The organism is Streptomyces sp. NPDC051740 (assembly GCF_044453165.1).
Lineage (GTDB): Bacteria > Actinomycetota > Actinomycetes > Streptomycetales > Streptomycetaceae > Streptomyces > Streptomyces atrovirens.
Genome location: NZ_JBITCL010000004.1, coordinates 261,407 through 274,384 on the forward strand (window position 1 = coordinate 261,407; position 12,978 = coordinate 274,384).

Here is a 12,978-nt window from a genome sequence, read left to right on the forward strand (position 1 = left end):
GTGTGCCAGGAGGAAGCATGTCCCAAGCCAACCGTGACGTGACGGTCGTCGTGCCGTTCCGCGATGTCCAGAACTTCTTCGCCGAATTCCTGGAGTCGGTGGCCGCGCAGACCGCCTTCGCGCGCGCCCATGTGATTCTCGTCGACAACGGCAGCAGTGACCGGTCGGTGGAGATCGCGAGCGAATTCGCCGGCCGGTACGCCAACGTCGACCTGGTCTCGCAGCCCCAGGGACGGGCCGGCGACGCGCGCAACATGGGCATGGACATGGCCTCGACGCCGTACATCGTCTTCTGGGACGCCGACGACGTCGTGCCCGAGCGGTCCCTGGAAGTGCTCCGGAACACCATCGTCAAAACCAGGGCCACGATCGTCGTGGGCCGCGAGAAGCATGTCCCGAAGCCGGTCAAGGCGCCGTGGCACAAATACTTCGGCAAGAACGTCAAAACGGTGAGCAGCGTCGTCGACATCCCCGACCTGATCCACTCGGCGTCCTGCTGGAACAAGATCTTCGACCTCGACCTGCTGCGCTCCCAGGGCATCCGGTTCGGTACCGGCACCGCCTTCGAGGACGCCTATGTCTCACTGCCCGCGCTGCTGCTCTCGGAGCGCATCGCACTGGTCGACGCCCTCGTCTACGAGTACCGCAGACGCGGTGACGGCTCCTCCGTCATGGACACCATCTGGGACCTCCCGCAGAACTACGCCGATCAGCTGATGATGCTGGAGTACCTCGCGGGTATGCGTCAGGGACTCACGCCGTACCAGCAGGAGACGCTGGAACGGTTCCTCATCCGCAGCATGCAGGGCTTCCTGCTGAGGGCGCCGCGGATCTTCGGCGAAGCCGACTGCCGGAAGCTCTTCGAGCGCTGTCGCACGCTCTACTGGGGAATCACCTCGGAGCAGTTCGCCCGGAGCACGAACGACACCAGGCACCGACTCCCCTATCTCGCGCTGCACTTCGCGGACTTCGACCTCTTCTACCGTCCGGCCTCCGTCCTCGGCTCGGTCTTCGGCCGGGAGGGGGACCTCTACGTCGACTATCCGGGGACGTCCTGGGGGCTGCCGCTCACGAAGGTCACGTCCGTTCCGGCCCGGATCGAGGGGGTCTCCGCCGGCGAGGGCGGGACGGCGGTGGTCCACGGCCGCTTCTCGGTCAACGGGATCCCCGACGAACTGCTCGCCAAGCTCGAACTGCAGGTCTGGTTCGAACGGAGCGGCAAGACCCTTCCGGCGGTGAACCACGGGCAGGGCCACGACCAACCGGGCCAGGAGGGAGCCGTCTTCAGCGTCACCGTCGACCCCCGGGAGTTCCCGGCCGGCTCCTTCCCCGTGCGTCTGGTGTTGTGCACCCGGGGCAGGGACGTCTCGCGCCCCTGCACCGTCTCCCCGGCCCTGTCCCAGCAACCGCCCGTCAACGGATTCCACGGTTCCGCGCGCGTCACCGCCGACGGCGGGAACGCCCAACTCGTCATCGAGTCCACCCAGCACTGATCACGATCCGCTCCAGAAATGGGGTATTCGGCAGAAAACAGGAGTCATAGGTGTTCGATCCCCTCTACGACGTCGCCGTCGTCGTCCCCATCTTCAACGTGGAGAGATATCTCCAGGAGTGCCTGGACTCACTGGCCCGCCAGACGGTGTTCGACCGCTGCCAGGTGATCCTGGTCGACAACGGCAGTAGCGACGGCTCGCCCGCGATTGCCGCGGAGTTCGCCGGGCAATATCAGAACGTATGGGCGTTCGTGCATCCCGAGGGAAAGGCCGGCGGGGCCAGGAACGCGGGAATGGACCTGGTCAGCGCCCGTTACATCACGTTCTGCGACTCCGACGACGTCCTGCCCGAGGACGCCCTGGAAATCATGTGGCGAACCGCGGTCAAAGAGCGTGTGCCGCTCACCATCGGACGGATGGAGACGTTCCCGGAGGAGACCAACTGGCCCTGGCTCCGCTACTTCGGGAAGCAGGTCCAGGTGCATCCCGGAATCGAGAACATCCCGGAGATGATCCACGGCGGAAGCGCCTGCCACAAACTCTTCGACGTCGAGTTCATCCGCGCGAACGACATCCGGTTCCGTGAGGGCGTGCACTTCGAGGACGCGTTCTTCTCGGTCACCGCCATGCTGCTCGCGGACCGCATCGCGATGGTGCCGAACACGGTCTACCGGTACCGCAAGCGCGCCGCCGAGGACTCCACGATGGACAAGCTGTGGGAGCGCACGGAGAACTACTGGGACCACCTCCTTCTGGAGGAGTACCTGATGACGCTCCGCTCCCGCCTCTCCGGCCACCGGCAGGAGGTCCTCAACCGGTTCCTGGTGCGCAGCTACCAGGGTTTCGCCCTGCGCGCGCCGCAGGTCCTGCCCGAGGAGGAGCTGTTCCGGCTCTTCCAGCGGGCCCGCGCGGTCTACACGCTGGTGCCGCCCGACGCGGTCCTGGCCTCCACCCACGACACCCGCCACCGGGTGCCGTTCCTGGCGATGTACATGAACTGGTACGAGCTCTTCGCGCGCCCGGAGCAGACGGTCAGCGGTGTGTACGGGCGGGGCGGGGACCTCTACCTCGACGTCGCGGTGCCGAGCTCGTTGCTCCCGCTGACGAAGGTCTCCTCCACCAGCGTGCACGTGGAACGGATCCAGGCGGACGCCAAGACCGGCGGGATCGTCGTGGCCGGCCGGTTCGTGCTCAACGGACTCCCCATGAGCGCCGCCATGCGCAATCCCCTGCAGCTGTGGGTGGAGAAGAGCGGTCAGATGGTGCCCGCGCGACAGGTGTGGCGCAGTGACCTGCTGGCGACGCGTGACGATCTCGCCTGGGGCGGATTCGAGGCGGTCGTCCCGGCACACGCCCTCAAGGACGGTGAGTTCCCGCTGAAGCTGGTGTTCTGCACCTCCGGCCGTGATGTCTCACGCCCGTGCATGATCACCACCGCGATGCTGCGCAGCGCCCGTCCCATGAAGGTCGCGGACCGCTATGTCCTTCCGCTGTCGAAGGGCAAGGACAACGCCGTCCTGGTCGTCCGGGAGGCGCAGGGCCGGAACGGCGACAAGGCCTGGGAGGAGTTCCTCGAGGGCCTGGACCAGGAGCAGAAGAAGCACAAGGCGCCCTTCTGGCGTGCCCGCGCCATCCGGCGGGCCACGCTCCGGTTCTTCCGTCGCAAGGAGATCTGGCTGATCGGCGAGCGCAGGGACACCGCACAGGACAACAGCCTGCACCTGTTCACGTATCTGCGTAAGCACGAGCGCCGCCGCAAGGCCTACTACATCATCGAGAAGGGCAGCGCGGACCGGGCCAAGCTGAAGCGCCTGGGGAACGTGGTGGCGCACAGCTCCTGGAAGCACAAACTGCTGATGCTGCACGCGTCGCTGCTCATCAACGCCTACGACATCGACTCGTACATGCTCCCCGACGGCTGGGACCGCACGAGGTACCTCAAGCACCTCAACTGGCGCGTCGGGGCCCGACGGGTCTTCCTCCAGCACGGGGTCACCGACGAGGACGGCAGCAAGGCCCTGCACCGCAACCGGACCGGTGTGGACCTGGTGTTCGCGACCAGCGACCGGGAGGCCCAGTACTTCTCCGAGCACATGCACTACGGGGACCAGGCCAAGGCGCTGGGCTTCCCGCGCTTCGACGCGCTGCAGCCGGACCGCGGCCGACGGCGTGTCCTGCTGATGCCCACCTGGCGCAAGTACCTGACGATCCCCTCGTACCTTCAGGGGGACGGTGCCGACCAGGACGCGGTCGACGAGATCTTCCGGGAGTCGACCTACCGGGAGTTCATGGTGCAGCTGCTGCGCCACCCGAAGCTGATGGAGGCGCTGGAGCACTACGACTACGTGCTCGACTTCCTTCCGCACTACGAGATGCGGAACATGGTCGACGGGGTCGTACCGGACCACCCCCGAGTGCAGCGTCTGGACCAGACGAAGGTCAGTGTTCAGACGGCCCTGCGCCAGTGCGACCTGTTCATCACGGACTGGTCCTCGGTCCACTTCGACATGGCCTATCTCGGCACGCCGCTCGTCTACGCCAGGTTCGACCCGGACGAGTACTGGGCCAAGCACGCCAGAAAGGGGTACTTCGAGGCGGCGTACGACGGGTTCGGACCGGTGTGCGGCAACGTCGAGGAAGTGGTGACCGAAGTGATCCGCTACCTCGGCAACGGGTGCAAGCGCGAGCCGGAGTACGACTACCGGGCGCGCGCCTTCTTCGCCTTCGAGGACCGCGACAACTGCGCCCGCGCGACGGCCGCGATCGCGGAGCTCGCGGCAACGGACGTGTGAGGCCCCGCCTCACCGGCCGCGGCGCAGCGTCACCGTACCGATCAGGGCCCGATGGTCGGAGCAGAGGCGTACGCCGTGGCACGAGGTCGGTATGGCCAGGGAGTCCGCCGTGTACGCGCCGCTGATCCGGGCGGCGCGTACGAAGAGGTAGTCGAGCTTGACGCCGCTGCCGCACGGCCCGGGGCGGGGCGCGGGCACGGAGAAGGTCCGCTCGCCGTGCCCGGCGCAGTGCCCGCGGTCCGCGTCGTCCAGTTCGCGGTGCGCACCCCGCCCGCCGCGGTCCGTGCGGCGGTCGACGGACGGCGCGTACATCCGGTCCATGCGGGTGTGGTGTGGCTGGGCGTTGAAGTCACCGGCCACCAGATAGGTCCGGCCGGCCGTGGCGAAGGCGTCGAGCCGTGCCCGGACGGCGGCGATCTGGCGGTCGTTGGGCGAGCCGTCCCTTCCCGGGAAGGCGCGGGGCGTCAGATGAGTGGTGCAGAAGGTCACCTCCGGACGGTCGGCGAGCGGCGCGCACAGGAGCGCCCGGCGCTCCGCCGTGCCGTCGGACGGCAGGACGTAGGTCTTCGCCGGGCCCAGCGGCCATTTGCTGAACAGCGCGATCCCGTACGGCTCGGAACCCTGGCACAGCCCCTTGCGGGGGGTCAGCGTGGCGGTGAACCGGGAGAAGTTGCCTCGGTCGGCCGGCCAGCCGGCCCCGCGGAGCCACTCCTGAACCGCCTCGTACTGCCCGCGGCACACTTCGTTGAGTGAGACCAGGCCGGAGTCGCGGTTGAGGACCGAGGAGACCAGGGCGCCGATGAGCCCGTCGGAGACGGAGCCGCGGTGCAGGGTGTTCCCGGCGATGTTCCAGTGCCAGAGCCGGTACGGGGTGTCTGCGGCGAGCGGGGCGGAGGCGTACGGCGGGGCCGCGTACGGGGTGGTGCCCAGGAGCACGGCCGTGGTGAGCAGGAACGGCAGCACGAGGATCCGCCCGGTGCGCATGCGGCGCCACCTGCCGACGCGACGGCGAAGGGACGGCGGCCGACGGCCGAGTCTCACCGGCGCACCGCCCGCGGACCCACGCAGGTCGCGCCCAGCTCGCCGACCCTGCGCCTGAGCGCACGGTCGGCGGTGACCACGACCACGGGCTGCTCGGCCCGCTCCACCAGGGCCACGATGTGATCGTCCCCGCTGCCGGCCGCCGACTCGACGCGTACACCTGGGACGGATTCCACGCCCCGGGCGGCCCCCTCGACCACCAGCACCACATCGGCACCGGTCCGCTCGGCGTGGTTCAGCAGGAGGTCGCGCAGCCGCTCGGCCGCGCCCCGCCGGTCCCGCCACCAGCCGTCCGGTACGGATCCGACGACGTTGGCTCCGTCGACCACCAGCAGTTCCCTCATGTGGACCAGGGTCGCACGTGGCGCCCGACGGTTTCCGCGCGAGAGGGATCGCGTGTGCTCGTGCGGAGCGTCGACGGCGGTCGGGGGCCAAGCGGAAGAGGCGTGGGAACCGCGTGACCGGCACACGGTTCCCACGCCTCTCCGGCATGGCCGACGGAGCGCCTAGGCGGGCACGCTCGCCACCCCGGCCTCCAGGAACCGCTTCCCGTTCACCCGTTCCGACACGCCCTCGCGGTCCAGGTACGGCGTGATGCCGCCCAGGTGGAAGGGCCAGCCGGCGCCGGTGATCAGGCAGAGGTCGATGTCCTGGGCCTCGGCGACGACGCCCTCGTCGAGCATCAGGCCGATCTCCTGGGCCACCGCGTCCAGGACGCGGGCGCGGACCTGCTCCTCGGTGAGGACGGTGTCGCCCTGCTTCAGCAGCGCCGCGACCTCCGGGTCCAGCTCGGGCTTGCCGCTGTCGTAGACGTAGAAGCCGCGCTTGCCGGCCTCGACGACCGCCTTGAGGTTCGGGGAGACCGTGAAGCGCTCGGGGAAGGCCCGGTTGAGGGTCTCCGAGACGTGCAGGCCGATCGCGGGGCCGACCAGCTCCAGCAGGACCAGCGGGGACATCGGCAGACCGAGCGGCTCCACCGCCTTCTCCGCGACCTCGACCGGAGTGCCCTCGTCGATGACGTTCTGGATCTCGCCCATGAAGCGGGTCAGGATGCGGTTGACCACGAACGCCGGGGCGTCCTTGACCAGCACCGCGGTCTTCTTCAGCTTCTTGGCGACGCCGAACGCCGTGGCCAGCGAGGCGTCGTCCGTCTGCTCGCCGCGGACGATCTCCAGCAGAGGCAGGATCGCGACCGGGTTGAAGAAGTGGAAGCCGACGACCCGCTCGGGGTGCTTCAGCTTCGACGCCATCTCCGTCACGGAGAGGGAGGAGGTGTTCGTCGCGAGGATCGCGTGGGCCGGGGCGACCGCCTCGACCTCGGCGAAGACCTTCTGCTTGACGCCCATCTCCTCGAACACGGCCTCGATGACGAAGTCCGCGTCCGCGAAGCCCTCGGCCTTGTCCAGGACACCGGAGACAAGGGCCTTCAGCCGGTTCGCCTTGTCCTGGTTGACACGGCCCTTGCCGAGCAGCTTGTCGATCTCGGCGTGGACGTAGCCCACACCCTTGTCGACGCGCTCCTGGTCGATGTCGGTGAGGACGACCGGGACCTCCAGGCGGCGCAGGAAGAGCAGCGCCAGCTGGGAGGCCATCAGGCCGGCGCCGACGACGCCCACCTTGGTGACCGGGCGGGCCAGCGACTTGTCCGGGGCGCCCGCCGGGCGCTTGCCGCGCTTCTGCACCAGGTTGAAGGCGTAGATGCCGGAGCGCAGTTCGCCGCCCATGATGAGGTCGGCGAGGGCCTGGTCCTCGGCGTCGTAGCCCCGCTGGAGGTCGCCGTCCTTGGCGGCGGCGATGATGTCCAGGGCGCGGTAGGCGGCCGGGGCGGCGCCGTGCACCTTGGAGTCGGCGATGAACCGGCCGCGCGCGACGGCCTGGTCCCAGGCCTCACCGCGGTCGATCACCGGACGCTCGACGACGATCTCGCCCTTGAGGACGGCCGCCGTCCAGATCAGCGACTGCTCCAGGAAGTCCGCGCCCTCGAAGATCGCGTCCGCGATGCCGAGTTCGTGGACCTGCGCGCCCTTGAGCTGCTTGTTCTGGTTCAGGCTGTTCTCGATGATGACCGAGACGGCCTTGTCGGCGCCGATCAGGTTCGGCAGCAGGGCGCAGCCGCCCCAGCCGGGGACCAGACCGAGGAAGACCTCGGGGAGCGAGAACGCCGGGATGGCCGCCGACACCGTGCGGTAGGTGCAGTGCAGGCCGACCTCGACGCCGCCGCCCATCGCGGCGCCGTTGTAGTACGCGAACGTCGGCACGGCCAGCTTCGACAGCCGCTTGAAGACGTCGTGGCCGCCCTTGCCGATGGCGAGCGCGTCCTCGTGCCGCTTCAGCAGCTCGACGCCCTTGAGGTCGGCGCCGACCGCGAAGATGAACGGCTTGCCGGTGACACCGACGCCGACGATCTCGCCGTCCGCGGCCTCCTTCTCCACCTGGTCGACGGCGGCGTCGAGGTTCGCCAGCGACTGGGGGCCGAAGGTGGTCGGCTTGGTGTGGTCGAGCCCGTTGTCCAGGGTGATGAGCGCGAAGCGCCCGGCGCCGAGGGGGAGTTCGAAGTGGCGTACGTGGGCCGTGGTGACGACCTCGCCGGGGAACAGCTCGGCTGCCCCCTTCAACAGCTCTGCGGTGGTGCTCACTTGTCCCCCTCGAAGTGCGGGTTCTCCCAGATGACCGTCGCGCCCATGCCGAAGCCGACGCACATGGTGGTCAGGCCGTAGCGGACGTTCGGCTGTTCCTCGAACTGGCGGGCCAGCTGCGTCATCAGACGGACGCCGGAGGAGGCCAGCGGGTGGCCGAAGGCGATGGCGCCGCCGTACTGGTTGACGCGCTCGTCGTCGTCGGCGATGCCGTAGTGGTCCAGGAAGGCGAGGACCTGGACGGCGAAGGCCTCGTTGATCTCGAACAGGCCGATGTCGGAGATGGACAGGCCGGCCTGGGCCAGGGCCTTCTCCGTGGCCGGGATCGGGCCGTAGCCCATGACCTCGGGCTCCACACCCGCGAAGGAGTAGGAGACCAGGCGCATCTTGACCGGGAGACCGTTCTCGCGGGCGAAGTCCTCGCTCGCGATGAGCGAGGCGGTGGCGCCGTCGTTCAGACCGGCCGCGTTGCCGGCGGTGACCCGGCCGTGGACGCGGAACGGGGTCTTCAGACCGGCCAGGTTCTCCAGGGTGGTGCCCGGGCGCATCGGCTCGTCGGCGGTGACCAGGCCCCAGCCGGTCTCGCCGGCTTCTGCGTTGGTGCGGCGCACCGAGACCGGCACCAGGTCGGCCTGGATCTTGCCGTTGGCGTACGCCTTGGCGGCCTTCTCCTGGGAGCGGACCGCGTACTCGTCGGCGCGCCGCTTGGTGATCTGCGGGTAGCGGTCGTGCAGGTTCTCCGCGGTCATGCCCATGAACAGGGCGGACTCGTCGACCAGCTTCTCGGAGACGAAGCGGGGGTTGGGGTCCACGCCCTCGCCCATCGGGTGGCGGCCCATGTGCTCGACACCGCCCGCGACGGCGACGTCGTACGCGCCGAAGGCGACGGAGCCGGCCACCGTGGTGACGGCGGTCAGGGCGCCGGCGCACATGCGGTCGATGGAGTAGCCCGGGACCGAGGTGGGCAGGCCCGCGAGGATGCCGGCCGTGCGGCCGATGGTCAGGCCCTGGTCGCCGATCTGCGTGGTCGCGGCGATGGCGACCTCGTCGATCTTCTTCGGGTCGAGACCGGGGTTGCGGCGCAGCAGCTCCCGGATCGCCTTCACGACGAGGTCGTCGGCGCGGGTCTCGTGGTAGACGCCCTTCGGGCCCGCCTTGCCGAACGGGGTACGGACGCCGTCGACGAAGACGACGTCCCTGACGGTACGAGGCACGATGGCTCTCCTCCAGGGTGCGGGACGCTGAGCGCTTGCTTACGGGTCATGCTACTTGTGGGTAACGTGACTGCACAGTCCCGTCGGCCGGAGCGGTGAACATCACACGTTTGCCTCGCCCCCGCCGCCCCTTCCCGTCCCGACACCGGGGCTCCGCCCCAGACCCCGCTCCTCAAACGCTGGAGGGGCTGGAACTTAGCCCCTCCGGCGTTTGAGGAGCGGGGGTCCGGGGGCAGCGCCCCCGGGGGGACGGGAACGGGAAGGGGCGGCGGGGGCGAGGAAACCCTCACGGCGGCGCCGTGGACCCTCGAGGCGTCAACACCGGGGTCGGCACGGGGTGGGACCCCGGCCCTTCTCCCGTGATCAGCCCGAACAACGTCCGGGCCACCTCCGCCCCGAACCCGTGCACATCGTGGCTCATCGCCGACAGCGTCGGATGCGTCAGCCGGCACAGCTGCGAGTCGTCCCACGCCAGCAGCGACACGTCGTCCGGCACCCGCAGCCCCATCTCCGCCGCCACCGACAGCCCCGCCACCGCCATGATGTCGTTGTCGTACACGATCGCCGTCGGCCTCTCCGCCGGCGCCGCCGCCAGCAGCGAGCGGGTCGCCCGCGCGCCCGCGTCCCCGGAGAAGTCCGTCGCCACCTGCCACGCCCGCGCGGCCGGCTCCAGCGCCCCGACCGCCTCGTCGAACGCGGTCGTACGGATCGAGGTGTGCCCGAGCGCCGCCGCGCCGCCCACCCGGGCGATCCGCCGGTGCCCGAGCGCCGCCAGATACCGCACCGCCTCGGTCACGGCCGTGGCGTCGTCCGTCCATACGGAGGTCAGCCCGCCGGTCAGCGACGGGTGCCCGACGGCCACCACCGGCAGCCCCAGCCGTTCGGCCACCGCCGGGCGGGGGTCGTCGGCCCGGAAGTCCACCAGGATCGACCCGCCGATCTGCCGGCCCCTCCACCACGACTCCATCAGCCCGACCTCCTCGTCCGGGCTGCGCACCAGCCGCAGCAGCAGCGAGCAGGACCGCTCGACCAGGACGCTCTCCACCCCGGAGACGAACTCCATGTAGAACGGCTCCAGGCCGAGCAGCCGGGCGGGCCGGCACACCGCGAGACCCACCACGTCCACCCGCGACCCGGCCAGCGTGCGCGCGGTCGGACTCGGCGCCCACCCCAGTTCCCGCGCCGCCCGGAAGATCCGGTCGCGGGTCGCCTCCGACAGGCCGGGTTTCCGGTTGAAGGCGAGGGACACGGCCCCCTTGGACACACCGGCGCGCGCGGCGACGTCCTTGATGGTGACGCGGGGGAGCGGCGTTGCCGTCATCGAGTGGGCTCCACGCAGTACAGGGCGGAACGGGCGGTGTCCGGGTCCGGAGTCTTCCAGCCCCGCACCCCGATCGTCACCTCTTCCCCGGGCAGCAGGGTCACCAGCCCCCGGTCGGCCACCGCCTCCGGGGCCAGCCGGTCGGCCTGGAGCAGCAGGTCCCGTACGAGGGTGCGGGCCGTGACCGTGATCCCGTCGGGCGCGAGGGCGACCTCGAACTCCGGGCGCGGATACGGGATCTCCCGGTCCGGCACGGGGAAGTGCAGCGCCCGCACCGTGTCCGCGTCGGCGACCAGGAACTCCTTCGGGCCGGCCGGTACCAGACCGGCCGGGACCTCGGTCACCGCCACCGTCCGCCCCTCGGCGGCCAGTACCGGGCCCGCCTCCCCGAGCACCGTGCCGTCCACGGACATCCGGCGCAGCCGCAGCGTGCCGTGCCAGGCCCCGGCGGACTGGTTGACCGCCGCCACCGCGAGACCACCACCGTCCCCGTCCGCCCGCACGGTCAGCAGCCGGTCCGCGTACAGCCGCCGCAGCTCGTGGTAGAGCGGCTTCTCCCGCCCGTCCCCGTCGATCGCGGCCCACGAGGTCACCGGCCAGCAGTCGTTGAGCTGCCACACCACGGTGCCCGCGCACACCGGCCAGTGCGAGCGCCAGTGCTCGATCCCGGCGGCGATCGCGCGTGCCTGGTTGACCTGCGTCAGATAGTGCCAGCGGTCGAAGTCCCCCTCCGGCACGGCGAAACGGCGGGCCAGACCGCGCTCCAGCTTGCCGTTGCCGTCGTCCGCCTTCTGGTGGTGCAGCATGCCGGGGGAGTCCGGCGCGAGCTCCTCCCCGGGCAGCGCCCGCCGCAGCGTGGCGTGCGCGGGCGGCGCCTGCCAGCCGAACTCGGCCACGAAACGCGGCACATGGAGGCGGTAGTCGGCGTAGTCGGTGCGGTTCCACACCTCCCAGGAGTGGTGCGTGCCGTGCGCCGGGTCGTTCGGGTGGTGCAGCCAGGAACCGGACCAGGGGCTGCCCGCCGTGTACGGCCGTGTCGGGTCCGACTCGGCGACCACACGCGGCAGTACGCCCAGGTAGTACCCCTCACCCCAGGAGTCCCCGGCCAGCCCCGGCTCCCAGTCCCAGTCCCTGAACCCCCACAGGTTCTCGTTGTTGCCGTTCCACAGCACCAGCGAGGGGTGCGGCATCAGCCGTACGACGTTCTCCCGTGCCTCCGCCTCCACCTCCCCGCGCAGCGGCTGCTCCTCGGGGTAGGCCGCGCACGCGAACGGGAAGTCCTGCCAGACCAGCAGCCCCAACTCGTCGCAGGCGTCGTAGAAGTCCTCGCTCTCGTAGATCCCGCCGCCCCAGACACGGACCAGGTCCACGCCCGCGCCGGCCGCCTGTTCCAGCCGCCGCCGGTAGCGCTCACGGGTGATCCGGGACGGGAAGACGTCGTCCGGGATCCAGTTGACGCCCCGCGCGAACAGTCGCTCCCCGTTGACGACCAGGGTGAACCCGGTGCCGTGGGCGTCGGCCGAGGTGTCCAGCTCCACGCTCCGGAACCCGATCCGGCGCCGCCACGAGTCCAGCGCGCCCTCGCCGCGCAACAACGTCAACTCGACGTCGTACAAAGGCTGTTCGCCGTATCCACGAGGCCACCACAGGCGGACGTCCGGCACCCGCAGCCGTACGGTACCCCGCGTCCCGTCGATCTGCGCGCGGGCGCGTACACCGCCGACGCCCGCCTCCACGGTGAGCGGTGCCCCGGTCCGGGGGCGCTCCACGTCGACCGCCAGCTCGACCTGCCCCGTGCCGTCCTCGACGGTGACCAGCGGGCGCACCCGGGCGATCCGGGCCGTCGACCAGTGCTCCAGCCGCACCGGCCGCCAGATCCCGGCCGTCACCAGCGTCGGCCCCCAGTCCCAGCCGAACGAGCAGGCCATCTTGCGCAGGTACTGGTACGGCTCGGCGTACGCTCCCGGCCGTTCGCCCAGCTTGCCGCGCACCGCCTCGGCCTCGGCGTACGCGGAGGCGAACCGCACCGTCAGCCGCCCGCTCAGCCCCGTCACGTCGAAGCGGTACGAGCGGTGCATGTTCCGCGTCCGGCCCAGCGGCCGGCCGTCGAGCAGGACCTCGGCGACGGTGTCGAGACCGTCGAAGACCAGATCCGTCCGCTCGTGCGCGCCCGTCCCGGCGGTCAGTTCCGTCTCGTACGTCCACTCCCGCCGGCCCACCCACGCCACCTCGGCCTCGTTCCGGCCGAGGAACGGGTCGGGTATCAGCCCGGCCGCCAGCAGATCGGTGTGCACACACCCCGGCACCGAGGCGGGGAGCGCGTCCCCCGTGCCGTCCGGGTGTCGCAGGGTCCATCCCTCGGCGAGCGGTGTGACCTGACGCATGCACACTCCCTAAACCGGTCGAGCCATGTCTGGGCAACGTTTTGGCATCGTTGGCGCAATAGAGACTTTACCGGTTCAGTGAGGGGCTGCCAGAGTG

8 protein-coding genes are annotated in these 12,978 nt (G+C 70.3%); 2 read left to right on the forward strand and 6 right to left on the reverse strand.

Features of this window, described 5'->3' with window-relative positions; translation table 11 throughout:
* Positions 1-17 precede the first annotated feature (17 nt).
* Together ACIA6T_RS09120 and ACIA6T_RS09125 are read left to right on the forward strand one after the other, a co-directional pair.
* Positions 18-1,493: a glycosyltransferase family 2 protein gene (locus tag ACIA6T_RS09120; protein WP_399445906.1), complete on the forward strand. Its 1,476-nt coding sequence runs from the start codon at positions 18-20 to the stop codon at positions 1,491-1,493.
* A gap of 50 nt (positions 1,494-1,543) precedes the next feature.
* Complete coding sequence (locus ACIA6T_RS09125) at positions 1,544-4,285, forward strand: CDP-glycerol glycerophosphotransferase family protein (RefSeq protein WP_399445907.1); 2,742 nt, start codon at positions 1,544-1,546, stop codon at positions 4,283-4,285.
* 9 nt (positions 4,286-4,294) lie between these two features.
* On the opposite strand, the gene ACIA6T_RS09130 is transcribed toward ACIA6T_RS09125, so the two are convergent.
* From ACIA6T_RS09130 to ACIA6T_RS09155, 6 genes are all read right to left on the reverse strand, one after another.
* A complete protein-coding gene (locus ACIA6T_RS09130) occupies positions 4,295-5,269 on the reverse strand; it encodes an endonuclease/exonuclease/phosphatase family protein (RefSeq protein ID WP_399445908.1) in 975 nt (324 codons plus the stop codon).
* 53 nt (positions 5,270-5,322) lie between these two features.
* A complete protein-coding gene (locus tag ACIA6T_RS09135; RefSeq protein ID WP_399445909.1) occupies positions 5,323-5,670 on the reverse strand; it encodes an NTP pyrophosphohydrolase in 348 nt (115 codons plus the stop codon).
* Between the two features lie 162 nt (positions 5,671-5,832).
* Positions 5,833-7,962 carry a 3-hydroxyacyl-CoA dehydrogenase NAD-binding domain-containing protein gene (locus tag ACIA6T_RS09140; protein ID WP_399445910.1) on the reverse strand — a complete coding sequence of 710 codons (2,130 nt, stop codon included), beginning with the start codon at positions 7,960-7,962 and terminating at the stop codon, positions 5,833-5,835.
* Positions 7,959-9,176: a thiolase family protein gene (locus ACIA6T_RS09145; protein WP_399445911.1), complete on the reverse strand. Its 1,218-nt coding sequence runs from the start codon at positions 9,174-9,176 to the stop codon at positions 7,959-7,961. The genes ACIA6T_RS09140 and ACIA6T_RS09145 overlap by 4 nt, the downstream gene beginning before the upstream one ends.
* A 286-nt stretch (positions 9,177-9,462) precedes the next feature.
* A complete protein-coding gene (locus tag ACIA6T_RS09150; protein WP_399445912.1) occupies positions 9,463-10,497 on the reverse strand; it encodes a LacI family DNA-binding transcriptional regulator in 1,035 nt (344 codons plus the stop codon).
* Positions 10,494-12,881, reverse strand: coding sequence for a glycoside hydrolase family 2 protein (locus ACIA6T_RS09155; RefSeq protein ID WP_399445913.1), 2,388 nt, complete (start codon positions 12,879-12,881; stop codon positions 10,494-10,496). Before ACIA6T_RS09155 ends, ACIA6T_RS09150 begins: the two co-directional genes overlap by 4 nt.
* Positions 12,882-12,978 lie beyond the last annotated feature (97 nt).